This window comes from Acinetobacter kanungonis (assembly GCF_009939195.1).
GTDB lineage: Bacteria > Pseudomonadota > Gammaproteobacteria > Pseudomonadales > Moraxellaceae > Acinetobacter > Acinetobacter kanungonis.
Genome location: NZ_JAACKC010000001.1, coordinates 350,045 through 375,872, shown reverse-complemented (window position 1 = coordinate 375,872; position 25,828 = coordinate 350,045). Strand labels below are relative to the sequence as shown.

22 protein-coding genes are annotated in these 25,828 nt (G+C 42.6%); 15 read left to right on the top strand and 7 right to left on the bottom strand.

Translation table 11 applies throughout. The annotated features are described in order from the left end of the window. Nucleotides 1-59: 59 nt before the first annotated feature. From GWK51_RS01655 to rapA, 4 genes are all read left to right on the top strand, one after another. Nucleotides 60-479, top strand: a complete 420-nt coding sequence (locus GWK51_RS01655; RefSeq protein WP_161932420.1) for a GlcG/HbpS family heme-binding protein — start codon at nt 60-62, stop codon at nt 477-479. Then, nucleotides 479-1,183 (top strand): phosphopantetheine-binding protein, encoded by a 705-nt coding sequence (locus GWK51_RS01650; protein WP_161932419.1) that lies wholly within the window; start codon nt 479-481, stop codon nt 1,181-1,183. The genes GWK51_RS01655 and GWK51_RS01650 overlap by 1 nt, the downstream gene beginning before the upstream one ends. A 131-nt stretch (nt 1,184-1,314) precedes the next feature. Then, on the top strand, nt 1,315-1,956 hold the full coding sequence (locus GWK51_RS01645; RefSeq protein ID WP_142769123.1) for an RluA family pseudouridine synthase: 642 nt from the start codon (nt 1,315-1,317) through the stop codon (nt 1,954-1,956). 144 nt (nt 1,957-2,100) lie between these two features. Next, entirely contained in the window at nt 2,101-4,938 is a 2,838-nt protein-coding gene (gene rapA, locus GWK51_RS01640; protein WP_161932418.1) for an RNA polymerase-associated protein RapA, read from the top strand. A gap of 75 nt (nt 4,939-5,013) precedes the next feature. Here rapA and fabR read toward each other — a convergent pair whose 3' ends face one another. Beyond that, complete coding sequence (fabR, locus tag GWK51_RS01635) at nt 5,014-5,709, bottom strand: HTH-type transcriptional repressor FabR (protein WP_161932417.1); 696 nt, start codon at nt 5,707-5,709, stop codon at nt 5,014-5,016. A 138-nt stretch (nt 5,710-5,847) separates the two neighbouring features. On the opposite strand from fabR, the gene GWK51_RS01630 reads away from it, so the two are divergent. From GWK51_RS01630 to GWK51_RS01615, 4 genes are all read left to right on the top strand, one after another. Further along, nucleotides 5,848-6,915, top strand: a complete 1,068-nt coding sequence (locus GWK51_RS01630; protein ID WP_161932416.1) for a ferredoxin reductase — start codon at nt 5,848-5,850, stop codon at nt 6,913-6,915. A gap of 14 nt (nt 6,916-6,929) precedes the next feature. Beyond that, entirely contained in the window at nt 6,930-8,024 is a 1,095-nt protein-coding gene (locus GWK51_RS01625) for a fatty acid desaturase family protein (protein WP_142769120.1), read from the top strand. 176 nt (nt 8,025-8,200) lie between these two features. Next, a complete protein-coding gene (locus GWK51_RS01620; protein ID WP_161932415.1) occupies nt 8,201-8,422 on the top strand; it encodes a DUF1653 domain-containing protein in 222 nt (73 codons plus the stop codon). 64 nt (nt 8,423-8,486) lie between these two features. Beyond that, entirely contained in the window at nt 8,487-9,089 is a 603-nt protein-coding gene (locus tag GWK51_RS01615; RefSeq protein WP_161932414.1) for an O-methyltransferase, read from the top strand. A 59-nt stretch (nt 9,090-9,148) separates the two neighbouring features. Here the strand turns inward: GWK51_RS01615 and GWK51_RS01610 are convergent, their stop codons facing one another. Together GWK51_RS01610 and ahpC are read right to left on the bottom strand one after the other, a co-directional pair. Next, entirely contained in the window at nt 9,149-9,355 is a 207-nt protein-coding gene (locus GWK51_RS01610) for a KTSC domain-containing protein (RefSeq protein ID WP_100241644.1), read from the bottom strand. A 196-nt stretch (nt 9,356-9,551) separates the two neighbouring features. Continuing rightward, nucleotides 9,552-10,115, bottom strand: a complete 564-nt coding sequence (gene ahpC, locus GWK51_RS01605; protein ID WP_100241618.1) for an alkyl hydroperoxide reductase subunit C — start codon at nt 10,113-10,115, stop codon at nt 9,552-9,554. Between the two features lie 503 nt (nt 10,116-10,618). Between ahpC and hrpA the strand changes: the two genes are divergently transcribed. Further along, the gene (hrpA, locus tag GWK51_RS01600; RefSeq protein WP_161932413.1) at nt 10,619-14,545 is read left to right on the top strand and encodes an ATP-dependent RNA helicase HrpA; all 3,927 of its coding nucleotides are present in this window, start codon (nt 10,619-10,621) and stop codon (nt 14,543-14,545) included. A gap of 30 nt (nt 14,546-14,575) precedes the next feature. After that, nucleotides 14,576-15,691 carry a beta-ketoacyl-ACP synthase III gene (locus tag GWK51_RS01595; RefSeq protein ID WP_161932412.1) on the top strand — a complete coding sequence of 372 codons (1,116 nt, stop codon included), beginning with the start codon at nt 14,576-14,578 and terminating at the stop codon, nt 15,689-15,691. Between the two features lie 204 nt (nt 15,692-15,895). On the opposite strand, the gene GWK51_RS01590 is transcribed toward GWK51_RS01595, so the two are convergent. Further along, a complete protein-coding gene (locus tag GWK51_RS01590; protein ID WP_161932411.1) occupies nt 15,896-17,947 on the bottom strand; it encodes a TonB-dependent receptor plug domain-containing protein in 2,052 nt (683 codons plus the stop codon). A gap of 289 nt (nt 17,948-18,236) precedes the next feature. Here GWK51_RS01590 and GWK51_RS01585 point away from each other — a divergent pair, with 289 nt between their 5' ends. From GWK51_RS01585 to ahpF, 4 genes are all read left to right on the top strand, one after another. Next, nucleotides 18,237-19,037 carry a tellurium resistance protein gene (locus GWK51_RS01585; RefSeq protein ID WP_161932410.1) on the top strand — a complete coding sequence of 267 codons (801 nt, stop codon included), beginning with the start codon at nt 18,237-18,239 and terminating at the stop codon, nt 19,035-19,037. Nucleotides 19,038-19,044: 7 nt separating this feature from the next. Next, entirely contained in the window at nt 19,045-20,163 is a 1,119-nt protein-coding gene (locus GWK51_RS01580) for a toxic anion resistance protein (RefSeq protein ID WP_161932409.1), read from the top strand. Nucleotides 20,164-20,194: 31 nt separating this feature from the next. After that, a complete protein-coding gene (locus GWK51_RS01575) occupies nt 20,195-21,124 on the top strand; it encodes a hypothetical protein (RefSeq protein WP_161932408.1) in 930 nt (309 codons plus the stop codon). Nucleotides 21,125-21,264: 140 nt separating this feature from the next. Continuing rightward, the gene (gene ahpF, locus GWK51_RS01570) at nt 21,265-22,830 is read left to right on the top strand and encodes an alkyl hydroperoxide reductase subunit F (protein WP_161932407.1); all 1,566 of its coding nucleotides are present in this window, start codon (nt 21,265-21,267) and stop codon (nt 22,828-22,830) included. Nucleotides 22,831-22,972: 142 nt separating this feature from the next. Here ahpF and GWK51_RS01565 read toward each other — a convergent pair whose 3' ends face one another. The 3 genes from GWK51_RS01565 to GWK51_RS01555 all read right to left on the bottom strand — a co-directional run bounded on the left by GWK51_RS01565 (nt 22,973) and on the right by GWK51_RS01555 (nt 25,104). Further along, nucleotides 22,973-23,221 carry a YfhL family 4Fe-4S dicluster ferredoxin gene (locus GWK51_RS01565; protein ID WP_161932406.1) on the bottom strand — a complete coding sequence of 83 codons (249 nt, stop codon included), beginning with the start codon at nt 23,219-23,221 and terminating at the stop codon, nt 22,973-22,975. A 3-nt stretch (nt 23,222-23,224) separates the two neighbouring features. Further along, nucleotides 23,225-24,619: a prephenate-dependent tRNA uridine(34) hydroxylase TrhP gene (gene trhP / locus GWK51_RS01560; protein WP_161932405.1), complete on the bottom strand. Its 1,395-nt coding sequence runs from the start codon at nt 24,617-24,619 to the stop codon at nt 23,225-23,227. An 80-nt stretch (nt 24,620-24,699) separates the two neighbouring features. Next, nucleotides 24,700-25,104 carry a MerR family DNA-binding protein gene (locus tag GWK51_RS01555; RefSeq protein ID WP_161932404.1) on the bottom strand — a complete coding sequence of 135 codons (405 nt, stop codon included), beginning with the start codon at nt 25,102-25,104 and terminating at the stop codon, nt 24,700-24,702. A gap of 63 nt (nt 25,105-25,167) precedes the next feature. On the opposite strand from GWK51_RS01555, the gene GWK51_RS01550 reads away from it, so the two are divergent. Further along, nucleotides 25,168-25,809 (top strand): cation transporter, encoded by a 642-nt coding sequence (locus GWK51_RS01550; protein WP_161932403.1) that lies wholly within the window; start codon nt 25,168-25,170, stop codon nt 25,807-25,809. The last annotated feature ends 19 nt before the right edge of the window (nt 25,810-25,828 follow it).

The following is a 25,828-nucleotide window of genomic DNA, read 5'->3' as shown; positions in this document are numbered from 1 at the left end:
AACAGAATGTGATAAAAGCCTGTGACAGTGTTGCAGGCTTTTTTATGCAAGGAAAATACATGAAAACCAAATACTGTTTAGACTTAGCCGATGCCGAATTAATCTTAAATACTGCCTATGAATATGCGCTGCAAAACGGCTTTGCTGTCAGTATCGCCGTGGTGGATGAAACGGGTTGCTTGTTGAGCCTGAAACGTATGGATGGGGCATCGCCTATGACTGCACGTTTGTGTCATGAAAAAGCACAGTGTTCTGCCATCAGCAAGCGTCCCACTAAATTGTTTGAAGATTTAATCCGCAATGGGCAACAAGGCTTTCTGACTGTAGAAAGTATTTCGGGAATGCTAGAGGGTGGCGAGCCGATTTTGTATCAAGGGCAGCTTGTGGGGGCAGTGGGTATTTCTGGGGTGAAATCCTTCCAAGATGCAGAAATTGCCCAATATGCGATTCAACAATTTATGGCACAGGTTCAGGGCTGATGTTTTATCCCTTGCCGAAAAAGATTCAGCTTGTGACTACACCGGCCAAATGGTCACTGAGCACTATGCAAAGTGTCCTGTTGGTGATTGGTTTGCAACAGTTACAAGCAGAAGCAGAGTGGAGCAACAGCGAATTGGCATTGAATGTTCAACGCTGTATGCAAAAAGCCAAAGCCCTTGATGTTCCGATCCTAAAATTAGATCTTGCCAATCCCGCTGAGACCATGCAGCGCTTGGGTGAGCATTTGTCGGATCGACAACAGTTGGTGGTGACCGGTTTAATTACCCCAGTGGCGAAACAGCTTTTAGAGCATATTCATTCGGTGAGTGAACAGATCTGTGTCATTAATGATGCTATAGCACTTCCGAATTTGGAGCAGCATGTGCAGTGGATTGAAAAAATCAGCTTACAGCACATGTTGCATATGAATACCCAAAGTTTGCTACGGCTTTGGTCGCTCAGCGCACCTAAAGAATTTATCTTGTCCGAGCGCGGTATCCTGTATGCTATTGCAGAAGCTCTAGAAATATCGCCTTTAGAATTGGATTTGGTGCAGGATTTACAGGCGTATGCTTTGGACTCTGTCGCAGTCATGAGTTTGGTTGGACTATGGCGAGCCAATGGCGCGAATATCAGTTATGAAGATGTATTACATAGCCAAAATCTGGAAAAACTGATTAAGCAGTTAAGGGCAGATTCATAATACGGGCATAATCGGCATTTTTTTAGATAAAATCGTAAAAAACGCTGACTTTTATCTGATTCTGCATTGTAATTTTCGAGTGAGCTTTTTATTATTGCCCGCTTGTTTGCACAGTCAGCTTGGAAAATCTCTTGAGTCAATTTCTGAATGAACATCTGATCCACCGTGATGAGGATTTTATGGTAATCCATAAACCTGCGGGGATACTCACAGTGCCAGGAAAAACGGCTGACTTGCAAGACTGTGTCATTAATCGGTTGCTACAAGAAGAACCGAAAACCTTGCTGATTCACCGTCTAGACCGTGATACTTCAGGCATTTTGGTTTTTGCACTCTCTAAATTCGGGCAAAACCGAATTTCTCGTCAGTTTCAAGAACGACAAACTTCAAAAATCTATCAAGCAGTTGTGGCTGGGCATTTACAAGGTGAAGGCACGGTGGATGTACCTGTGGTCTATGATCCAACGCGTCCACCTTTGCACATTGCCGATCCGAGTCACAACAAGCCCGCATTGACACACTGGAAAGCGACTGAGCATTTTGAAATGCAAGGTCAAGCAGTGACGCGTGTAGAACTGACACCTATTACAGGTCGTTCGCATCAGTTACGTGTACATATGCAGTATTTAGGTCATCCAATCGTAGGGGATACGCTGTATGCCGCACCCGAGCAGCTATTGTTGGATCGTTTATGTTTGCATGCTGAACGCCTAAGCTTTCTTCATCCGAAGACCGAGCAGTTGGTTGAGTTCTACTGTCCAGTGCCATTTTAGGGCGAAAAAAATACGCTTCAGATTCGAATAAGCCCACTTTTTTAGTGAGCTTTATGTCAAAATATATTGCTTAAAGACCCGAAATTTTGTTCAAATAATATTCTCTTTTGAGCAATTATTTCTTGGTCTACATTTGAGATAAAGGTGGAAAAATTGCAGCAATTTGCTATTGGTCAACGTTGGTTATCTGACACAGAAACAGAGCTTGGCTTGGGGGTTTTAATCGACGTAGATGAACGATCGATTAGCATCTTATTCCCAAAAAGCGATGAAACGCGTGTATATGCCCGCAACAATGCCCCTCTATCTCGTATCGTTTTTAATGCGAATGATGAAGTCCACGATCAGGAAGGCACACAGTGGCTGGTGGAGTCATTGGAGCATAATCATGGCGTGGTGCGTTATGCCGTGGTACGTACCTTAGATGATGGTTCTCAAGAACGTAAAACGCTGAATGAAACCCGTATTGGCGCGCAAATCCAGTTATCCAAGCCATTAGATCGTTTATTGGCAAGCCAGATTGATTATAAAGAATGGTATGACCTGCGTATTGAAGCGTTGCTGATGCAAGCCAATATGCAAAGCAGCCCACTTCGTGGATTGGTGGGTGCACGTGTCGGTTTGATTCCGCATCAGCTTTATATTGCGCATGAAGTAGGTAAACGTTTTGCACCGCGTGTTTTATTGGCCGATGAAGTAGGGCTAGGTAAAACCATTGAAGCGGGTTTGATTATCCATCAACAATTAAAAACAGGTCGTTCTGAACGTATTTTAATTTTAGTTCCTGATTCATTGCAGTATCAGTGGATGATTGAAATGCGTCGCCGTTTCAACTTGGCGTTCTCAATTTTTGATTTAACACGTACCGCATCTATTAAAGAACATGATCCAGAACTCAATCCATTCCTGACTGAGCAATGCATTATTGCCAGCGTGGATTTGATGATTGACCATGATGATTTGCGTGAACAAGCACTTGAAGCAGGTTTCGATCTGTTGGTGGTAGATGAAGCGCATCATTTGATGTGGAATGAAGAAGAAGGCGGTAATGATCGCTATGATCTGGTCGAAGAGTTAGCTGAACAAACTCCGGGTGTATTGTTGCTGACAGCAACACCTGAACAGTTGGGTGTAGAAAGCCATTTCGCCCGTTTACGTTTGCTTGATCCACAACGCTTTAGCTCATTAGACCGTTTCTTGGATGAAGAAGAGAAATATCAACATACTGCAAAAATTGCAGAAGTGTTGATGTCAGATTTCCCGCTTGAAGAAAGTCATTTAGCGGCAATTGAACAGTTATTGGGTCACCGTATTACGGATGAACCTGAACAACGTTTCCGTGCTATCCATGAGTTGTTAGACCGTCATGGTACAGGTCGTATTTTATTCCGTAATACCCGTGAAGCGATTCAAGGCTTCCCAGGTCGTGATTGCCAGCCTGCGCCACTTCCAGCACCAGAAAACTGGTCTAAAGATGGTAAATTGCGTGAGCAAATGTGGCCTGAAGAAGCACAGCTTGATGGCGCATGGATGGAATCTGACCCACGCGTGGGTTGGCTTATGGAAATGTTACGCACTCAGTTAAAACACAAAAAAGTGTTGTTGATTGCGCGTAGTGGTCCTGTGGTTGAAGCCTTGGAAAATGCCTTGCGTTTGCATGCGGGTATCCGTACTGCAATGTTCCATGAAGGCATGAGCTTGCTTGAGCGTGACCAAGCTGCGGCATATTTTGCTGAAGATTCTTATGGTGCACAGATTTTACTCTGTTCTGAAATTGGTTCAGAAGGACGTAACTTCCAGTTTGCTTCTGATTTGGTGTTATTTGACTTGCCTGCCAACCCAGACGTGTTGGAGCAGCGTATTGGTCGTTTAGACCGTATTGGTCAAGAAAACCGTATTCAAATTCATGTGCCATATTTGGAAGGCACTGCGCAAGAGCGTATGTTCCGTTGGTATAACGAAGCGTTGAATATTTTCAGTAATATTTCGCCAACCGCGCAAACCTTACAAGAAAACTTCATTGTCAATTTGAAAGACTGTTTGCTTACCGATATGGGGCAACAGTTTGAAGACTTGCTGGAAGAGGTGAGTGTGCAACGTGAAGCGCTGGAAGCTGAATTGCAAGCAGGGCGTGACCGTTTACTGGAATACAATTCATGTCGTCCAATCGTGGCACAAGAAATTGTACAAGCGCTTGAAGACTATGATGACAACACCACTTTGCCAATGTTTATGAAGCGCTTCATGGCGTCGACCAACATTGATTTTGATGAGCAAAGCAATGGTACGGTTATTATTAAACCAACAGATCAAATGCAAGTTCAAGGTCTCACCTTGGATGAAGAAGGCATGACTGCGACCTTCTATCGTGATCAAGCACAAGTGCGTGAAGATGCACAATATTTGACTTTGGAACATCCATTCACCGAAAGCGTGATGGAAATGATCAATACGCAAGCTTTTGGTAGTACCAATGTCGCGATTTTAAAGTCGAACGCATTAAAACAAGGTTCAGTTCTACTTGAAGTGTGGTTTAAGGTCGATGTGATTGCACCGAAAGCCTTGAACTTGCCATCGAGCTTGCCACAGCAATTGATTCGCGTATTGCTCAGTGAGAATGGTCAAGATTTATCGATGAAGATCGAGCCAAGCATTTTGAAGCCATATTTACATCATTTAGACAGCAACAGTTGCCGTCAAGTGGTGAAAGCACGCCGTGATGTGATTGAAGAGCGTTATCAACAAGCTTTGAATATCGCCAAAGCTGCTTTACCTGAGATGAAGCAGCAAGCCAAAGAAATCTATGGTGGAAAATGGCAATATGAAATTGACCGTTTAAGCTACTTAAAGCAATTCAACCCAAGTATTCGTGAAGATGAAATTACGCGGTTACAAAAATTGCAAAAAGAAGGCATTGGCTTGTTGGATGGTTTATCTGTCACTCCAGAAGCGATTCAGGTCTTGGTCGTGGTTAAGCCTTAAGGTTTAACTTTCGATCGAACAATAAAAAAAGCACCGTCAGGTGCTTTTTTTATTGGGATAAATACGTTTCTAAGTTTAACGAATTTGCGATTCATTCAAATGGCGTGCGCCTTCTAAAATCATGCGAATCATGATCATGGTTTGTTCTGCAACGGCTTTACGCTCATCATTGGGTAAATCAATGACTTTGGCGCCCATATGGAACACCAGTTGGGTAATGGCTTTGGCGGCAAGTTCGGGATGTGCCATTTTGCTGTGATTGAGACGTTCTAGGCGAATCAGGTCATCTTTCAGTTCTTGCTGGAAGAAATTCAGTTGGCGGTCTACCGCTTGTTTATAAGAGGTCGAACCTGTATAGCCTTCGCGCAGCAACAGGCTTAAATTGCCTTCATCCGTATTTAACTGTTCAATAAATACTTCGACTGAGCTGCGAATAATGCTGCTTTGCTTGATGGCTTTTAAACGCGCTTCATGCAAAATTTGGCGTAATACAATGCCTGAACGGTCAATCAGTTCAATCGCGAGTTCATCTATATCTTTGAAATGACGATAAAAACTATTTGGTGCAATGCCTGCCTCACGTGCAACTTCACGCAAACTTAAAGAGGCGATACTTTTTTCTGGTCCAATCAGCTTGAGTGCTGCTTGGAATAATTCATCTTTCGTAATGGTAGCTTTACGACCGACAGAACGTACTACAACAGGTTCATGTGCCTTATTTAGCTCATGCGTTGTAGAGTCGAGTTTTGTTTTGATCGAAGGCTGGTTCATATTTTTCAATAGATTAAATGCTTTTTCGCATTATAGCCTTTACTGCTGATGAAGTGAAATGAATAAAAAAGGACGAATATATATACAAATATATATACATGTGTATAATAATTAAAAGTCAATTGCGTGGTCCTAACGATGTTCATGCTAAAAAAATCAAATTCTCCCCTTAATTTTTTAATCGACAGTGTTGTTGATCAGCACTCGTTGAATTTCTGGTTGCAAAAAGTCAATCCACTTTGGTCTGTCGATCAGGCACTCGGTAAGATTGTTCAAAAAGATACGACCGCAGATGAAATGGTGAGCTTGACGATTGAAGTCAACCGTCATTTCAAAATGGGTCAAGCAGGTCAGCATCATCCTGTGATGGTCGATGTACAAGGTGCGCGTTATGAGCGTACTTATAGTTTGACTCAGATTGATGCACAGCATGTGTTGCTTAGCGTGAAGAAAGTTGAACAAGGTAAAGTCAGCAACTGGTTCATCAACCAAGCTCAAGTGGGTGATGTACTGGAATTCGGTCAACCTTATGGTGATATGTTGTTGCCTGAACAGAAGCAACCGTTAATTTTGTTGGCTGCGGGTAGTGGTATTACCCCAATGTACAGCTTATTGACTGCCTTGACGCAGTCGGAGCAATTACGTGAGCGTAAAGTTCATGTGATGTACTGGGTCAAGCACTACGCAGATTTCGCCTTCAAATCTTATTTTGAGCAATGGGCGAAGCAATATCCGCAATTTTCTTATCAAGTGTTTTATACCCAAGAAGCACAAGCGGATGCACGTTTAAATGCAGCTCAGGTCGAGGTATTAACCGATATTGATCAGTCCATTGTGTATGCCTGCGGTCCTTCTGGTTTTGTTCAACAAGCAGAACAACTGTTTGCTCAAGCGCAACTGTTCAAGAGCGAAGCATTCAGCATGACGCCTGTAGCAAATGACGATACTGGCTTTGTGAATGTGACGCTAAGTAAGTCCAACAAAGTGGTGGCAATTCCACGCGGACAATCGATTTTGGTTGGTCTAGAACATGCCAATGTGAAACCGACTTATGGTTGCCGTATGGGTGTCTGCCATAAATGTGTATGTAATAAAGTACAAGGCTCAACGCAAGACATGCTGAATGGTCAACAAAATAGCGAGCCAAGTAATCCATTAAAACTATGTGTAAGTTCTGCCAAAACAGATCTTGTGATTGATTTATAAGAGAGTTCAATATCATGAATATGCCTGTAAAAGCACAATATTTTAAGAACCCAAAAAATCGTGAACTTACTCAATTTGAGTTAGATGAATTGGCGCGTGAATTAGATGCGATCAAACAAGAAGTATTGGATGATATTGGCGAGAAAGATGCCAAATATATCCGTCGTGTTTATTCAACCGTACAGTATGCTTCAATTGCGGGTCGTGCCTGCTTATTTGCAGGTTGGTTCCCACCAGCATGGATTTTAGGCACAGGCTTATTGGGCTTTGCCAAAATCATGGAAAACATGGAATTGGGTCACAATGTCATGCACGGTCAATATGACTGGATGAATGATCCTAAATTCAGTGGTCAAAATTACGAGTGGGATATCGTGGGTACCTCGGACAACTGGCGCCAAACCCATAACTATAAACATCATACCTATACCAACATTAAAGGTATGGACGATGATATCGGCTATGGTTTATTACGTTTGTTCCCAGAACAACGCTGGAAACCAGGGTTCTTGTTGCAACCATTGTATAGCATCCCATTCTGCTTGTTGTTCCAATGGGGCGTGGCGATTCAGAATCTCGAAGTGGGTAAAGTTTGGTTTGGTCGTAAATCGAAACAAGAACTGAAAGAAGAGTGGAAGCCTTTACAACGTAAAATTGGCAAGCAATTGTTTAAAGATTACGTGTTCTTCCCATTGATTGCTGGTCCTGCGGCATTGCCTGTGTTTACGGGTAACCTTGTCGCGAATGGTATCCGTAATATCTGGACTTTCAGTGTGATTTTCTGTGGTCACTTTACCAAAGACGTCGAAGTGTTCCCGAAAACCGTATTACAAAATGAAAGCCGTGGTCACTGGTATATGCGTCAAATTCGTGGTTCTTCGAACTTAACGGGTTCTGAAGCTTTCCATATTTTGACAGGACACTTAAGCCATCAAATTGAACATCATTTGTACCCAGATATTCCAGCACGTCGCTACCGCAAAATGGCGCCAAAAGTACAAGCAGTGTGTGAGAAATACGGCTTAAACTACAGCAATGCCAGCTTGGTGAAGCAATACGGTAGCGTGATTAAACGTATCGTGAAATACGCGTTCCCATTCAAGAAATAATTCAATCAAAACCACTTCTTCGGAAGTGGTTTTTTTATGCGCTTAAACTTAGTGTTGTTCGCTGCTCATGTGATGTTTTGATAAAGATAAAAATACAAGAACTTCAACAGATTGAATTTCAAAACCTGATTGAATGATTTAGCATGAGGCATCACAAATAATTGTAGAGTTCAACGATGTTAGAACGTGGTATTTATCAGCATTATAAAGGTCAGTTGTATCAGGTGTTTTCTGTGGCAACGCATAGTGAAACGGAAGAGCAACTGGTGGTTTATCAATGTTTATATGGTGATTACTCTTTATGGGTACGTCCACTGAGCATGTTTAGCGAGCAAGTGACTCTGGAAGATGGAAAAGTTGTACCGCGCTTTAAATTGATTCAAAAAACCGGTATTTGAATACCCAGCCCAAGAAATAAAAATGAAATTTACCATAAATTAAATTTAAGAACAGGAAGTCCCGATGAGCTTGAGCCAACAATTTGAAGCAAGAATAAATGATCTCTACGAATCATTTAAAAAGCATGATGCCACTCAGAAAGATCGCCTACAACGTTACCGCAATATCGAGCCTGATTCGGCACAATTTTTAGCCATGCAGATTCGGATTCAAAATTCGCAACAAGTCTTGGAAATTGGGACCTCGACAGGTTATTCCACCTTGTGGCTGGCAGATGCTCTGCAAGTTACGGAAGGACAGCTCACCACTTTAGAAATTGAGGCTGCTCGCAGTGCGCAGGCACAGCAGTATGTACAGGAATTTGGACTCGATCAGCGGATCCAGTTTTGGGTGGGGGATGCCCAAGATTATTTGGCAACATGTAACACACAATTTGATTTTATTTTGCTTGATGCAGAACGCGATGCCTATGTGGACTATTGGCCGCACTTAAAGCGCGTGTTGGCTCAGCAGGGTGGCGTACTAATTGTTGATAATGTGATTTCCCATGCCGAAGAAGTGCAAGCATTCACGCAGTTGGTGAAAGAAGACGGCAATTATTTGTTATCGACTTTGGCTCTAGGGGCAGGTTTATTGGTGATTACAGCCAAGGACTATCATGGCTGAGCTATGAGTGAATGGATGGATGTGAAAAATCAGGGCTTACCCTGATTTTTTATTGTTATTTATTGGATGGTGATACGGGTGAAGTGCAAGTCGTATTCTAGGTATTTGTGGACAAAGGCGGCTTTATCACTACATCGTAACATGTTGGCATAAACAAATTTGGGTACAGGGTGGTAGAGTTCTCCGGAACCATTGTTATAAAAAATTTTTAAATATCTTGAAGTCGCATTGTATTTCCAAGAAGTCACGGCAAGCATTATCCCCATACATACCTCCTTGAATTTGTATAAAAAACTCAATGACCTAACCCTAATATTCAAACTGAATAAAATGGAAGGCTTAGTTAGATGTATAGCAGAAATTACAGGGACGTCAAATACATTCTTGATAAAATTACTCGAAATTAAGATATAAAAAAACCACGCATAAAGCGTGGTTTTTTCGATGCAATCTAATTCAAAATTAGATTTTACCAACTAGGTCGATAGACGGAGCTAAAGTAGCGTCGCCTTCTTTCCATTTAGCTGGGCAAACTTCACCTGGGTGAGCGTGTACGTATTGAGCAGCTTTAACTTTGCGAAGAAGTTCTTGAGCGTCACGGCCAATACCACCAGCGTTGATTTCAACGATTTGGATTTTGCCTTCAGGATCGATAACGAAAGTACCACGGTCAGCAAGACCAGCAGCTTCGATTAATACTTCGAAGTTTTTAGCAAGCGTCCAAGTAGGGTCGCCAACCATTGGGTATTCAATTTTCTTAATTTCAGCAGAAGAATCGTGCCAAGCTTTGTGCGTGAAATGAGTGTCAGTAGAAACTGCATAGATTTCAACGCCTAATTTTTTGAATTCAGCGTAGTTATCAGCAAGGTCACCAAGCTCAGTTGGGCATACGAAAGTGAAGTCTGCTGGGTAGAAGAAAACTACAGACCATTTGCCTTTAAGGTCAGCTTCTGTAACTTCAATGAACTTGCCGTTAAGGTAAGCTTGTGCTTTAAATGGTTTAACTTCAGTATTAATTAAGCTCATCATTGTCTCCATGATTGAGGTTAGTCTTTGAATTTGGAAGTAGAATATCGAAATTTTAATTATTGCTGAAACAGTATTTTTACATTACAAGCATCGGAAAAACCGAATTAGCAATTTAAACACCATTTCATCCAATAGCACCATCAGCTATTACAAATGAAACAGATGATGAAAAAATGACAATACGTCACAATCAAATTGTCGTATTTAAATCGTTAATCAACATGCAGCCATTGCGCTTGAATTTCAAGGGTGAAATTGAAAAAAGATATTTTAGTGTGTTGCAGTTGTTTAATTTTTCACAGATGAAAAGGAAATGTGTGCAAGTTGCCCAGCCCTCACTTTTTTGATCCCATTGTTTGCTTTAAGCATTTTCTGCATCAATCGGCATGAAAATTAAGCACATTTCATGCCGTATTTCAGTATCGTGGGTGAGAGGCTTTCTCTATGCGCGCTTAAAGCGTAAAATGCAGGATTCAAATTTTTCTCGGGATTAATCATCTGTGCAAAGTCATTTAAATATCGATCAATGGGTTATGGCCCGCGACCGTCATCGTTTAAATCGACTACGCCGCAGCAAAGATGGTGATCCCAAGCAATATCAAGAACTGTTCGAACAGTCTAATCGCAAAGTTCAAGAGCGTTTTGCACGCCTGCCAAAAATTAAACTGAATCAAGATTTGCCTGTGACACAGTCAGCCGAAAGCTTGATGGCTGCCATTCAACAGCATCAAGTGATTATTGTGGCGGGTGAAACGGGATCAGGAAAAACCACGCAGTTACCGCAAATCGCTATGCTGGCAGGGCGTGGTTTAACTGGCATGATTGGTCATACTCAGCCACGTCGTTTGGCGGCGCGGAGTGTTTCACAGCGTATTGCCGAAGAAGTCGGTGAAAAGCTGGGCGAGTCGATCAGCTTTAAGGTACGTTTTAACGAACAAGGTTCGCAAGATTCGATTGTACGTCTGATGACGGATGGTATTTTGCTGGCAGAACTGTCCAATGACCGTTATTTAAGTAAATACGATACGATCATTATTGATGAAGCGCATGAGCGTTCACTCAATATTGACTTTATCATGGGTTATTTAAAGCAATTATTGCCAAAACGCCCTGATTTAAAAGTGATCGTCACTTCGGCAACTTTAGATGTGCAACGCTTTAGCCAATATTTCCATGGTGCGCCTATTTTTGAAGTGGAAGGACGTAGTTTCCCTGTGGAAGTGCGTTATCGTCCTATTTCAGAATTGAGCATTGTGGGTAGTGATGATGATGAGTTTGACGATTTTGAAGAGAACTTACCACGTGCTGTAGTACAGGCGGTAGAAGAATGTTTTCAGGATGCTCAGGAAAAAGGGCATCCTGAACATGCGGATATCCTGATTTTTGCCAGTACCGAGCAGGAAATTCGAGAATTACAAGAAACCTTGCACAAGTATGGTCCGCGTCATACTGAAATTTTACCGCTGTATGCGCGTTTGGCTTTGGCTGATCAGCAAAAGATTTTCAATTCGTCAGGTGGTGGACGCCGCATTATTATTGCCACCAACGTTGCCGAAACCGCATTGACCGTACCGAATATCCGTTATGTGATTGATAGCGGTTTTGCCCGTATTTCACGTTACAACTATCGTTCTCGGGTGCAGCGTTTACCGATTGAAGCCATTTCACAGGCAGCAGCCAATCAGCGTAAAGGTCGTTGTGGACGTATTGCACCGGGTGTCTGTATTCGTCTGTATAGTGAAGAAGACTTCCTAAGCCGCCCAGAGTTTACCGAGCCTGAAATTAAACGAACCAATTTGGCTTCGGTGATTTTGCAAATGCAAAGTCTGGGTTTAGGTACACTGGAACGATTTGACTTTATTGAGCCGCCTGATCACCGTTTGGTGAATGATGGGCGTAAGCTCTTAGTTGAACTCGGTGCACTCACAGAAAAAAGTGCAGCACAACTGAGTGCAAGCAAAGCCGAACCAGCTTCTGACACTACGCGTGGGAAAAAGGGCAATCAGAGCAATGGGCTGACTAAAGTTGGGCAGATGATGGCAAAAATGCCGATCGATCCGCGTTTGGCGCGTATGATTGTCGGCGGGGCACATTTCGGTGTTTTAAATGAAGTGCTGATTATTGTGGCGGCATTAGCGGTACAAGATCCGCGAGAACGTCCTGCCGATAAACAAATGCAGGCGGATCAAAAACATGCCTTGTTCCGTGAAGCAGATTCCGACTTCCTATTTTATTTGAAGTTATGGGAAGCGATTCACGACCCTGTTGAGTCCATGAGTGAAAATAAACGCCGCACCTTTGCACGCCAGCATTTCTTGAGCTGGTTGCGTTTACGAGAATGGAAGAAAACGCATGAACAATTGCTAGATTTAGCCAAAGGTTTGCATCTTTCTTTTAATGATAAAAAAGCCAGCTATGAAAACTTGCACCGTGCGCTGTTAACAGGTCTGTTGTCATTCATTGCCAATAAAACCGATGAGCGTAATGTATTTATGGCAGTGCGCCAGCAGAAGGCACGAGTATTCCCTGCATCGACGTTGCACAAGACTAATACGCCATGGATTATGGCATTTGAAATGGTGGAGACCTCGCAGGTTTATTTGCGAACGCTGGCAAGGATTGAACCTGAGTGGATTCTGTTGGCTGCGCGCGATTTGCTGAAATACCATTATTTTGAACCACACTGGTCGAAAAAAGCAGGTATTGTGAATGCCTATGCGCAGATTTCACTGTTCGGTCTGATTATTGAGCCGAAGCGCATGATCAACTATGAAAAAGTCGATCAACCCGCGGCGCATGAAATCTTCCTCAGAGATGCCTTAACGACAGGCAATCTAGGCACTATGCCACCATTTTTAAAGCATAATCTCCTCAAACTAGAAGAGGTTGAGCGAGTCGAAGACAAATTACGTCGTCGTGATTTGGTGGTGGACGAAGAAACCATTTATCAATTCTATGCCGCGAAAGTACCTGCTGAAATTGCGAGTCGCAGTAGTTTTGAAGATTGGCGTGCCACGGTTGAGCCTAAACAACCACGGTTCTTGTATGTGGAAGATGATGCACTGTGGCAGAATGATCGTCCGACCACTCAACAGTTCCCTGATTATTTGCATAATGGCGAACTGCGTTTGGCGGCAAGCTATCGTTTTGATCCAAGCCATGATGAAGATGGGGCTACGGTTAAAATTCCAGTGCAGGCTTTACCGCAAGTGGATGAAAACATCTGGTCTTGGGGTATTCCAGGCTGGCGTCAGGACTTGATTGAAGCTTTATTAAAAGCCTTACCTAAAGATAAACGCCGTAATTTGGTGCCGATTCCAGATACTGCGAAAAAGCTGATGCAGCGCCTAGATGCGGTACATTTGCGTGAGCACTTATTTAGCTACTTGGCATTTCAATTACGCGGTGAGCAGATTACGGAAAAAGATTTTTCATTTGAGAAAATTGATCAATATCTCTTGCCATTTATCAAAGTGATTGATGAAAAAGGGCGCGTAATTGAAAAAGGGCGCAATTTAGCCGAATTAAAAGCGCGTTGCCGTACCGAAACCCATAGCCCAGTCAAGCAAGCCAAAGGACAGTTCAATACTTTCCCTGATGACTTTGTATTTGAAGCCTCACATAAAGTGACGGGTGTGGTGGTCAAGCAATATCAAGCCTTGGTGCCGGTAAAAGTATTTGCCAAGCTAGAAGCTAAAAATGATTCAGGCGTTGTGATTCAAACCTTTAATGACCAAGAGGAAGCGATTAAGCAGCATCGTGAAGGGATTATCCGTTTGGTCCATTTGCAATTGGGTGATCTGGTTCGTCAGTTGAAAAAGCAGATTTCCAAACCGATGGCATTGGCATACTCGCCTTTAGGTGATAAGGCGCAACTGGAACAGATGCTGGTATACGCCACCCTACAATTGGCGATTAATGAACTGTCAATCAATCAGGCTGAATTCCAGCAGTTGTTGCAGAAGGTTAAACAAAACTTTTTAACGCATGGACAACAGGCGTTAAAAATGATGAGTGATATTTTTATCCAGTGGCAAAGCATTCGCCAAAAATTATTGATGCTAGATGGCGATATATTTGGACGCAGCATGGATGATATTGAAGACCAGTTAGATCTAATGCAATTGTCTAATTTTGTCTATAGCAAACCGGTTGATGTGTGGACTGAGTATTCACGATATTTAGCAGCTTTGCTATTGCGTTTGGACCGCTTGCCCAATAATCTCCAACGAGATATTGCTGCCATTGGACAAATTGATCCGTGGATGGATAAATTATTTAAATATAAAAATGACGTTCGTTTGAAAGAATTGTACTTTATGATCGAAGAGTTGCGTATTTCTCTGTTTTCTCAACCGATGAAAACCAAGATGCCTATTTCTGCGACACGATTACAAAAATTGTGGGAACGTCTGAGTATCAGTTAGAATTGAACGAATTCAGAGAAGGAGTTTTACATGGGCATCCGTATTACAGGTACTGGCTTGTTCCACCCAGAACATGTCATTACCAATGAAGAGCTAGTCGAAAGTCTAAATGCTTATGTGGAACAGTATAACCAAGACCATGCTGAGCAAATTGAAGCGGGTAAGTTAGAAGCACGTCGTGGTTCTAGCGCAGAGTTTATTGAAAAAGCATCGGGTGTAAAGCGCCGCTATGTGGTTGAAAAAACGGGTGTACTTGATCCAAACCGTTTACGCCCACGCTTAGAAGAACGTAGTGATGACGAATTGTCGATCCAAGCGGAATGGGGCGTAACTGCCGCGAAGCAAGCGATGGAAAATGCGGGCGTCACTGCTGAAGATATCGATGTGGTGATTTTGGCATGTTCAAACTTGCAACGTGCCTATCCAGCCGTAGCTATTGAAATTCAGACGGCACTGGGCATTCAAGGTTATGCCTATGACATGAATGTGGCATGTTCAGCAGCGACATTCGGTTTAAAACAAGCTTATGATGCAATCAAATCGGGTGCACGCCGCGTATTGTTGGTGAATGTTGAGTTAACTTCTGGTCATACCGATTACCGTTCACGTGACTGTCACTTTATTTTTGGTGATGTGGCGACCGCTTCAATTATTGAAAATACTGACACAAAAACTGGTTTTGAAATTCTAGACACAGATTTGTTCACACAATTTTCAAACAATATCCGTAATAACTTTGGCTTCTTGAACGGTTCTGAACTCACTTCACGTGACGACAAGCAATTCCGTCAAGATGGTCGTAAAGTGTTTAAAGAAGTTTGTCCACTTGTGGCAAAAATGATTTCAAATCAGTTGGAAAAGAATCAGATTAAACCTGAACAGGTGAAGCGTTTCTGGTTACATCAAGCCAATCAGAATATGAATGAACTGATTTTGAAATTGGTGGTGGGTAAGGAAGCGGCTGAAGCAGATCCAAGCCTTGTGCCAATCATTTTGGATGAGTTTGCCAATACCTCATCTGCGGGTGTGATTATTGCCTTACATCGTTCAGCTCATGAAGTGAATGATGGCGAATATGGCGTATTGTGTTCATTCGGTGCAGGCTATTCTGTTGGATCAATCTTGGTACAAAAGCACGTCGCTTAATCCCCAAGATTGAATCGCTGTTTTCAATCTAATTGATGACAGTGAAATAAAAGCACCACTCATTTGAATCAAGTGAGTGGTGCTTTTTTATGTTTAAGGCTGAATACATTGTGGGATACATCTTTCAAGTGTGTAACACTGAATCAAGGTACTTCAGGTAGTATTCACATGAAGTACCTTGGTCTTTTGGGATGGTGCTTCGTCTTAGAATTTCTTTTCTATATTGAGCAATAAGCTTGGAATGGCTTGGCTAATTCGCGCTTGATATAAACTGCCATCAGATTGATTATTTAAGCGCTCTTTATAGTCGGTGCTGAGCAGATTGCGGGCACTTAAGCTGGTAGACCAGCCTTGCTTAAAGCGTTTGGTCGCACTGATGTCTAAGTTCACGCGTTCATTGCTGGTACGGTTATAGGGTTGATTTTCTAGAGCACGGGTAAATTCAGGGGTATAACTTAAATTGACACTGGTCGAAACTCGCCAAGGTTGATAACTATAAGAAAGTCCCATACTGGCAGTATAAGGTGCTACATCACTGACAAGGCGTTCTTGTTGAGTATCATCTTCCACTTTGGCGCGAATGGTAGACAGTTGGCTGTTTAACATCCAAGAATGACCTTGCTCATTTTGTTTTAAGGCATAACGTCCTGAAAGCTCTACACCATAGGTGGTTGCATGCGGTTGGTTTTGTGGACGTTGCACGTAGCGACCATTTTCCAGACGAATGACCGATTCAATATAGTCATCAATTTGACGATAGAAGCCTGTCAAATTTACCCCACCCGCAGCGGTGTTATAGCCCAGTGTTGATTCATAAGCCTGAATTTTTTCAGGACGTAAAAATGGATTTCCACCACGGTCAGGGTTGTTGAGGCTGCCTGCATCACTGTCGGTTGAGATAGATACTGTCGGTAATAAATTATCAGCTTTCGGACTACGGAATGCCTGACTGATATTGGTTTGGAGTGACCATTGATCATCAAACTTATAAAGATGTGCCAGTACAGGACTAAGGTGCTGATCATTATAATCCACCAAGCCTGAACGCTGAATCCATTCCTGACGTAGCCCCAGTGTTACCGTCTGCTGATCGGTAAAGCGCCAGCTGCCTTCACTATATAAGGCATAACGTTGCTCATCCAAGGTGTCAGCGGTGTTACTTTCGAGGGTATTTGAGCGGGTGTCTAGCCCAAATTTAATTTGACGATCTGCATCAAACTGACGCACAGCATCATACGCCAAACCGAGTTCTTCAATCTGCTGATCAATATACTGTGATGCTTGTGAAGAGCGAGTGAGTTCGGTTTCATTCTGTTTTTCATAAGACAGACGGACTTTGTCAGAGTTTTTATCGACTTGGCGTTCATAGCGAGTGTTGAGACGCAGGCTATCATTTTTGTCCTGTTGCACTTGGTCGGAACGGGTGCCATCACGTTCATGGTTACGATAAAACAGTTCCGCCACAACTTTGTTTTCATCATCAATTTCGTATTCCACACGTGGACTGATCATGGATGCTTTGCGCTCGGAGACATTTTTCTGCACCCGAGTTTGGCTTGATGTTTGCGTTTCTGTAATGGAGGTGGTGTCGTCCCAGCTCTGGTTAGCAGACACACTATATAGCCAAGGACTATCACGTCCATCCATTTGTAGGGTGAGGTTTTTACGTTCTTCTTCCGCAGCGCCAGAGCTATAAAGACCATAACCGACACGCGCAGTACCGCTTAGGCGTGTGCTTTGAAGCGGTTCTTTTAAAATAATATTAATCACTGCAGATGCCGCGACCGAGGCTTGGGTCACACTCGGCTGCTTGGTGATTTCAATTCGTTCAATCACGTCAGGCGTGAGTGTATCAATAATCGACATGCCCCCGCGTGGACCGCCTTGCACGGGTTCACCATTGATCATAAAGATGGGGGCACCACTACCGCGAAAGCGCATGCCTGATGCACCGCCAGGACCACGTGGACCAGAACCTGATGGCATTTGAAAACCTGCGGCACGTCTTAAGGCATCGCTGACCGATTGATCACCATATTTCAGCATTTCTTCACGGCTGATAATGGTTTTGGCAATTGCACTGATGTCGTTATTTTTATTGGCAGTTGCATCGGCTTGAAGCTTTAAGGTTTTGAGTGTTTGTACAGGTTCTTCAGTCACGGCTTGCGTGGTTTCGGCAGCCCAGCCTGTAATAGAGATACCTAAAAGTGCACAAGTCAGTGCACTGAATTTCCAAGAAGGCTGTAACGCATCCATGACTTTATGTTTCCAAATGTAATTTCGCGTAAGAGTAAACCAAAATTATGTAGAAAAATTGTGGAGCTCTCAATTTATTCGCATTCGTTATAAAAATAATTCATCTGTCTGATGGTTGTGCTGGTGATGCATGATTCCATGGAGGATCATTTTTAACTGGTTGTATTTTATTTATTGTTTATTCAAGATCCCGACCTGTTCGTGCTTGACCTTCATATCAAAAATACAGAGTTGATAATTTTAATGGCTATGTTAAAACAGAGGAGTACTGGTCATGATCTAAATTGCAATGCAAGTTACTGAACTGATTCCTTTATCTGAAATAGAGGTCAATCGACAGGACGTTTTGGCGATTCAACGGAATGAATTGGTGCCCATTTTTAATAATGCGGCATTGTTACATCATTATGCGGAACAGCTTGTTCAAGCGCAGGCAGTGTTGTTGCAGGGGGTAGATCCGCTGCTGACTCAGCAATTCAGACAAAGTATAGAGGCACTGATTCAAGCCTTGAGCCAATCCGATAAATATCTAAAGAAACGTAAATTCAATGCTTTGCAGAAATGGCTCGGCATTGATATTGAACATAGCTCAGGGCAAATTGACTACTATAAAAATTTGGATGTGTTGCTTGATCGTAGCCAACATTTAAGTCAAAAACTGCGCTTGGAAATACAAAAGTCCGAATCTCGGGTACAGCAATTACTGGGGTTGCGCTTAAGAATGGCAAATTATGTGGTTGCCGCGCAGGAGTTTATGCAAGAGTATCCCAAGATGCTACGCGCGCAGCATCCCTTAGATCAGTTTTCCGAGCGCTTATCCCACAAGATTCATAGCCTGCAAACCGTACAGGCCAGTAATGATATTGCCCTGCAGCAAATGCAACTTTCGCAGCAACTCTCCTTGGGATTGCTGGATCGTTTTACTGAAGCGCAACAGGTGTTGATTCCTGCGTGGCAATATCATGTTAAGCAAAGTCAACAGACAGACTCGACTTCTGAGCTATTAAAGCTCGATAATAGCCGCGAAAAACTGATTAAAACTTTAAGAAAATCATTAGAGAAGCCCTCTGGGAACTCAACTCAAAATTAGGTGAATTATGACCAATTCAGAACAGAACAACGTTGCTGTAATCCTGACGGAAGAAATGGCAGAACAGCAGTTTCAGCAACTCAATTTAAATGAACTGGGTTTGCAAAGCTCCGACTTGGCTGAGGTATTGACCGCAACCAAAGAATTGCAAGATATGAATCATCAAAGTGTTGCCGAGTACGGCAAGCATATTGCCACGCAAACCTCGACGTATACCGATGAGTTGTTAGATTTGGTGCAAAACAAAGATTTAGATACCACAGGGCAAAAGCTGAACCAAGTGGTGCAGGTGGCACAGCAGTTAAATGGCAGCAGCATTCTGAATCAGTCTAAAAGTTCAGGTTTTTTGGGCAGTATCTTAAGTAAGTTTAAAGGGGCGAAGCAGAGTTTTGATCAGCATTTTAATACCACCAAAGAACAGATTGATGCTTTGGTCAAAGAAATTGAGGCTTCACAGTCGGGGCTGAAAGACAGGGTCAAGACACTAGAACAGATGTTTGATTCAGTGCAAGATGAATATAAGCAATTGGGCATTTATGTGGCAGCGGGAAAGATCAAGCAGCATGAAGTTCAGCAGCAAATTGCCAGCTTAACCACACAGGAGCAGGATCAGACCACAACCCAGAAAATCTATGATCTGAATCATCTTTCTAATAATCTGGAGAAGCGAGTTAGCGATTTACAGGTATTGCAACAATCTGCCATGCAGACTTTACCCATGATTCGGATTATTCAGTCGAATAATTTAATGTTGGTAGATAAGTTCTATGCCATCAAAAACATTACTTTGCCTGCGTGGAAAAACCAAATCAGCCTTGCCATTTCCCTGCAAGAGCAAAAGAACAGTGTACAACTGGCAAATACCATTGATGATGCCACCAATGATTTATTGCGCCGTAATGCGGACTTGTTGCATCAAAATTCGGTCGATACTGCGCGTGCCAATCAGCGTTCTGTAATTGATATTGAAACCCTTGAGCATGTGCAAAATACCTTGATTCAAACGGTGAATGATGTGCTACAAGTTCAAAAGGAAGGCATGCAGAAGCGTGAAGAGGCGACACAGCGTTTACGTAACTTACAAAGCAATTTAAGTCAGTTGGTATTAGAGTCAAATCAACGCTAAATCTTTCTTATAGTCTTTTGCAGGAGGTCACTTGTCTCATTTAGAAGATGAATATGCAATCAATGCCAGCCAGATTCAGCAAGGAGTGCAGGCGCTAAAACGCCGGCAAACTCATCTGATGTGGTGGTGTATATTCACTTCCAGTTTGGCACTGGTGGCTTTGCTGAGCTACTTTTTCCAGCAGGATATGCTGTACAGTTGGTTTGGACTAAGTCCCGAAGTGAAACAATTGCATATCCCCGTGGGTGCAGACAGTGCCTTGGCACAGTTTGGGCAAGCACCTGACTATTTTTTTAATTTACTGTCGTGGTTTGGCTGGTTGTTATTAAAGATGACCAGTGCCTTTATTGGCGCGTTCTTTGTGATTCATTTTCTCAAGAAAATTCGTTTCTTCTATATTCGCTTTCAATCTTTTGTTCTGAAGTTTGTTGGCTGGTTAATTGCATTTATCTGTATCTGGTCAGCACTGACCTATGTGCAATATGATTGGAAAGATGATGCGGAGCATCCCTATGCTGAGGCGATTCAATATGAAAACCGCTTGCATGAAAGTGAATTGGTGCAACAGTTAGAGCAAACCCAACTGGCAGCACCTGTAAAAGCTTATATACTGGCGCAAATTGCATTATTACATTCGCCTGCCGATGAAAATGCCGCGATACCGTATGTATTGACACTGGTTGATGCTGAAGAAAATGATCCTGATTTTATTCAATATGGCTTTAGTCCCTCGCAGCTCTGGGCGATGCAGCAACAACTCTATGGCAAAGCGATTACCCCGATAGCTCAGTCTGTTTCACCACAGTTCATGCAAGTGCAAAAGTGGGTGGGTAGACTGCAAGGTGTTATTATTTCAGTATTTATTCTGAATGTAATTCTCAGCTTAATACTTTATGCATTATCGCGCTACTTTCTAGCGCGTACGCGTAGAATTGAGCATAATTTAAAAAATGTGTGCTAAGTGATTCAAGTTATGCACTATTTTTTCTATTGATCTGATATTTCGATTGTATTTATAAATACAAACTGTTTTACCAATTTCATGTTTTTTACTATGATGCATTCATCAACTAAATTATCTCTCCACTGGAGTCGTTAGCAATGTTAGATCAAAATACTTCTGCTCAATTAAAAACACTTTTAGAACGTCTTGAAAGCCCAATCGAAATTATTGCGTCTTTAGATGCTTCAGAGAAATCTGAAAAAATTAAAGAGTTAGTCACTGAAATGGCGGTGTTATCAGACCAAGTGACAGCACGCTTCGATGGTGAACATAGTCGTCGTCCAAGCTTTGCGATTGCCAAAGCAGGAGAGCAACCACGTGTACACTTCGCTGGTTTGCCAATGGGACATGAGTTTACCTCATTGATTCTTGCATTGTTACAAGTTTCTGGTTATGCGCCTAAAGTTTCTGAAGAAGTACTCAACCAAATTAAAGCTTTAAACATCAAATCAAACTTTGATGTATTCGTATCGTTAAGCTGCCATAACTGTCCGGACGTCGTTCAAGCATTGAACCTGATTGCCATTTATAACCCAGGTTCGACGGCAACCATGATTGATGGTGCATTCTTCCAAGAAGAAGTAGAACAACGCAAAATCATGGCAGTACCGATGGTATTCCAAGATGAGCTACATATTGGTCAAGGTCGTATGACTTTGGAAGAAATTATTGCCAAACTGGATACAAATTCTGCTGAGAAAGAAGCAGCGAAATTAAATGCCAAAGATGCGTTTGATGTGTTGGTGATTGGTGGTGGACCTGCTGGTGGTACTGCGGCAATTTACGCGGCACGTAAAGGCATTAAAACAGGTATTGTGGCTGAACGCTTTGGTGGTCAGGTCATGGATACCATGGACATTGAAAACTTTACCACAGTCCAAAAAACAGTTGGTCCTAAGTTTGCACAAGATATGGAAGCGCATGTTCGTGAATATGGTGTAGACATCATGAACTTGCAACGTGTGAATAAAATCACTGGTGCAGATCAAACTGCGAATGGCTTGGTGGCTGTTGAGCTTGAAAATGGTGCAAAACTTGAATCGAAAACCGTCATTCTTTCAACAGGTGCACGTTGGAGAGAAATGAATGTACCAGGTGAGAAAGAATACCGTACCCGTGGTGTAGCATACTGCCCACACTGTGATGGTCCGTTGTTCAAAGGTAAACGTGTTGCCGTAGTTGGTGGTGGTAACTCGGGTGTAGAAGCGGCAATTGACTTGGCAGGTATTGTTGAGCACGTGACTTTGGTTGAGTTTGATACTAAGCTGCGTGCCGACCAAGTGTTACAAGACAAGTTAAACAGCTTGCCAAATGCTACTGTGATCATGAATGCATTATCTACTGAAGTGGTGGGTGACGGTGCTCAAGTGACAGGCTTGAAATACAAAGACCGTGCAACTGATGTAGAGCACACGGTTGAATTGGCTGGGATTTTCGTACAAATTGGTTTGTTGCCAAATACGGATTTCTTGAAAGAAAGTGCCGTTGAACTTACGCCACGTGGTGAAATTGTGATTAATGAACGCAATGAAACCAATGTGAAAGGTGTATTTGCTGCGGGTGACTGTACCACTGTTCCTTATAAGCAAATTATTATTGCGACAGGTGAAGGTGCAAAAGCGTCACTCTCTGCTTTTGATTACATGATTCGTTCAGGTCAGTAATAAAAAAGAGCCAACATACACTGAGTTATGTTGGCTTGCTATTAAACTTTTTACTTTTTATAGGAACTGAGGACGCTAACACCGATGTTCCTTTTTTTATTATTTATTGTTTTCCCCCAAGATTTAGTTAAAACAGTTTTTTTTAAATAATATTCAGCGCTTTAAATTTCTCCTCTAATACCGCTTTGCTTTCAATGTGTTCAGGATGAACTTCAATACAATCAATCGGGCAGACCGCCATACAAGTTTGATGTTCATAAAACCCCACACACTCTGTACAGCGTGCTACATCGATCTCGTAGATTTTCTGACCTTCATAAATGGCATCATTGGGACATTCTGGTAAGCACATGTCGCAATTGATGCAGGCATCCGTGATTCTTAAAGCCATGACTTAACCAGCCACATACGCCAGTGAAGATGCTGAAATATCGATTTCTGAATTAGGCAGATTACGAATTAGCAGGGCATATTGCATATCGACATCGGCAGGCACAGGAATATCGACAATATGACCTGAGCCTTTGGCATCAGGAATGGAATTGCCTTTTTTATCCAAAATTTCGCTCAGGACAAACTGAATATTGCCTTGTGGCGTCATCAACTCGAGCGTATCCCCCACCACAAAGCGGTTTTTCACGTCAATTTTGATGTAGTCACCCTGACGTTCTAACACTTCACCACAAAACTGTTGATGGTCAAAACGTGAAGAACCTGTTTCATAATTTTGGTATTCGCTATGCACATGGCGACGTAAAAAACCTTCGGTATAACCGCGGTTTGCCAAGCCTTCCAGTTGTAACATCAGTGAAGGATCGAAGGGTTTACCTGCCAGTGCATCATCAATGGCTTTGCGGTAAATTTGTGCGGTACGGGCACAGTAGAAATAAGATTTGGTTCGACCTTCAATTTTGAGTGAGTGAATTCCCATTTGGGTCAAACGCTCGACATGCTGGACTGCACGCAAGTCTTTGGAGTTCATGAAATAGGTGCCATGTTCATCTTCTTCGGCAGCAAACATGTCTTTTTCATTGCGTTGTAGCAGGACAGGTTCAGCGCATTGGTTTTGGGCGATAGCATGCTGTTCATCAGCATCGTTATTACAGCACTGGGTTTCATGAACTTGATGCACAGGAATCACATCACCCGTTTCATTTTCTTGGGCTTGATGCAGTTTGTAATCCCAGCGGCAGGCATTGGTACATGCGCCTTGGTTGGCGTCACGTTTATTCATATAGCCTGAAAGCAAGCAGCGTCCAGAGTAAGCCATGCACAATGCGCCGTGTACAAAAACTTCAATTTCCATGTCGGGCACATGGTTTTTAATTTCTTCAATTTCTTCGAGTGAGAGTTCACGCGATAGAATCACACGGGTCAGTCCCATGTTTTTCCAGAACTTTACGGTTGCCCAGTTCACGGCATTGGCTTGTACCGAAAGATGCACAGGCATGTCTGGGAATTGCTCACGCACCATCATAATTAAGCCAGGATCCGACATAATCAAGGCATCTGGCTGCATGGCAATTACGGGCGCTAAATCGCGAATAAAATTCTTCAGCTTACTGTTGTGTGGTTGAATATTCACCACCACATAGAATTTTTTGCCTAAAACATGTGCTTCCTGAATGCCAATGGCGAGATTGTCATGGTCAAATTCATTATTCCGTACACGCAAGCTATAGCGCGGCTGTCCTGCATAGACTGCATCGGCACCGTAGGCAAATGCATAGCGCATGTTTTTGAGAGAACCAGCAGGAGAGAGAAGTTCGGTAACGTGGTGAATGCTCATGACAAAATAAAGGCATACAGAAAATATGGCTTTATTGTATGGATATAAAAAAAGGATTCAACCTAGTAAATTGGTCGGTTTTATTCTGATAATCCTAGATTTTTTAAGATTTGGCAGTGATCAATGGTGGTATTGCTGGAACAGGATTGACGTAGTTCCTGTAACTGACTTTGAAATGAGATCAATTCGGCAATGTGTTTTTCAACTTGCTGGATGTGTTGTTCGATCATTTGATCGACAATCTGGCAGCCTTGCTGCGGTTGTTTAATCAATTCAATCAGTTGCTGAATCTCAGCCAGTGACATATCTAAAGCACGACATTGCTTAATGAATTGCAGGCGTTTTAAGGTCGCTTCATCATAATATTTATAATTATTTTCAGCGCGATAACTTGGAGTAATCAGCTGTTTTTTTTCATAAAAACGCACCGTATCTACAGGCAACAGAGTTTTTTTTGCGAGTTGATGGATTAAATAATGCTGCATGGCTTGACCTTAGAGCGAGTCCATAGTTTTAAATAAGCATAATACAGAATGAGGAGTATGGAAATGGCGTGTAGCTGTAGTCATGAACCCGCACCAATTAAACCGAATAGTAAGTTTAGAACAGCTTTGTGGATTGCACTGATCATTAATTTGACCATGTTCGTGGTTGAACTGATTGGTGGTGCTTTTGCGCATTCATCTGCGCTGTGGGCAGATTCATTGGATTTCTTTGGGGATGCAGTCAACTATGCCATTTCCTTGGCGGTCTTGGGAGCGAGCTTATATTGGCGTGCCACCGTCGCATTGCTAAAAGGCATCACCATGGCAAGCTTTGGGTTGGTGGTGATTGCCAAAACAGGGTATAGCTACTTGCAGGGGATACCGCCTGAAGCGATTACCATGGGTACGATTGGTGTCTTGGCATTAATCGCCAATGTCATAGCAGCCGTGATTTTATATGCCTTTAGAGATGGGGATGCCAATATGCAATCGGTGTGGCTGTGTAGCCGTAATGATGCGATTGGTAATATTGCCGTGATAATTGCTGCGATTGGGGTCTTTGGAACGGGGAGTTTATTGCCAGATTTATTCGTGGCATTGATTATGTCTGTACTTGGTTTAACAGGCGGTTATCGCGTCATTAAACAGGCATTGGCTGAGCGAAACAGCACTAAAACTGTAGATAAATTGGAAGAATGTCAATAAAGACAAGAGAGCAAAATGC

What these genes read in the sequence shown, in the direction of transcription:
- GWK51_RS01655 (WP_161932420.1), top strand. Translation starts at nt 60, where the DNA reads ATGAAAACCAAATACTGTTTAGACTTAGCCGATGCCGAATTAATCTTA.
- GWK51_RS01550 (WP_161932403.1), top strand. Translation starts at nt 25,168, where the DNA reads ATGGCGTGTAGCTGTAGTCATGAACCCGCACCAATTAAACCGAATAGT.
- GWK51_RS01650 (WP_161932419.1), top strand. Translation starts at nt 479, where the DNA reads ATGTTTTATCCCTTGCCGAAAAAGATTCAGCTTGTGACTACACCGGCC.
- GWK51_RS01555 (WP_161932404.1), bottom strand. Translation starts at nt 25,104, where the DNA reads ATGCAGCATTATTTAATCCATCAACTCGCAAAAAAAACTCTGTTGCCT.
- GWK51_RS01585 (WP_161932410.1), top strand. Translation starts at nt 18,237, where the DNA reads ATGCAAGTTACTGAACTGATTCCTTTATCTGAAATAGAGGTCAATCGA.
- GWK51_RS01590 (WP_161932411.1), bottom strand. Translation starts at nt 17,947, where the DNA reads ATGGATGCGTTACAGCCTTCTTGGAAATTCAGTGCACTGACTTGTGCA.
- GWK51_RS01565 (WP_161932406.1), bottom strand. Translation starts at nt 23,221, where the DNA reads ATGGCTTTAAGAATCACGGATGCCTGCATCAATTGCGACATGTGCTTA.
- ahpC (WP_100241618.1), bottom strand. Translation starts at nt 10,115, where the DNA reads ATGAGCTTAATTAATACTGAAGTTAAACCATTTAAAGCACAAGCTTAC.
- trhP (WP_161932405.1), bottom strand. Translation starts at nt 24,619, where the DNA reads ATGAGCATTCACCACGTTACCGAACTTCTCTCTCCTGCTGGTTCTCTC.
- GWK51_RS01610 (WP_100241644.1), bottom strand. Translation starts at nt 9,355, where the DNA reads ATGGGGATAATGCTTGCCGTGACTTCTTGGAAATACAATGCGACTTCA.
- GWK51_RS01620 (WP_161932415.1), top strand. Translation starts at nt 8,201, where the DNA reads ATGTTAGAACGTGGTATTTATCAGCATTATAAAGGTCAGTTGTATCAG.
- GWK51_RS01615 (WP_161932414.1), top strand. Translation starts at nt 8,487, where the DNA reads ATGAGCTTGAGCCAACAATTTGAAGCAAGAATAAATGATCTCTACGAA.
- GWK51_RS01625 (WP_142769120.1), top strand. Translation starts at nt 6,930, where the DNA reads ATGAATATGCCTGTAAAAGCACAATATTTTAAGAACCCAAAAAATCGT.
- GWK51_RS01580 (WP_161932409.1), top strand. Translation starts at nt 19,045, where the DNA reads ATGACCAATTCAGAACAGAACAACGTTGCTGTAATCCTGACGGAAGAA.
- GWK51_RS01595 (WP_161932412.1), top strand. Translation starts at nt 14,576, where the DNA reads ATGGGCATCCGTATTACAGGTACTGGCTTGTTCCACCCAGAACATGTC.
- GWK51_RS01630 (WP_161932416.1), top strand. Translation starts at nt 5,848, where the DNA reads ATGTTCATGCTAAAAAAATCAAATTCTCCCCTTAATTTTTTAATCGAC.
- fabR (WP_161932417.1), bottom strand. Translation starts at nt 5,709, where the DNA reads ATGAACCAGCCTTCGATCAAAACAAAACTCGACTCTACAACGCATGAG.
- ahpF (WP_161932407.1), top strand. Translation starts at nt 21,265, where the DNA reads ATGTTAGATCAAAATACTTCTGCTCAATTAAAAACACTTTTAGAACGT.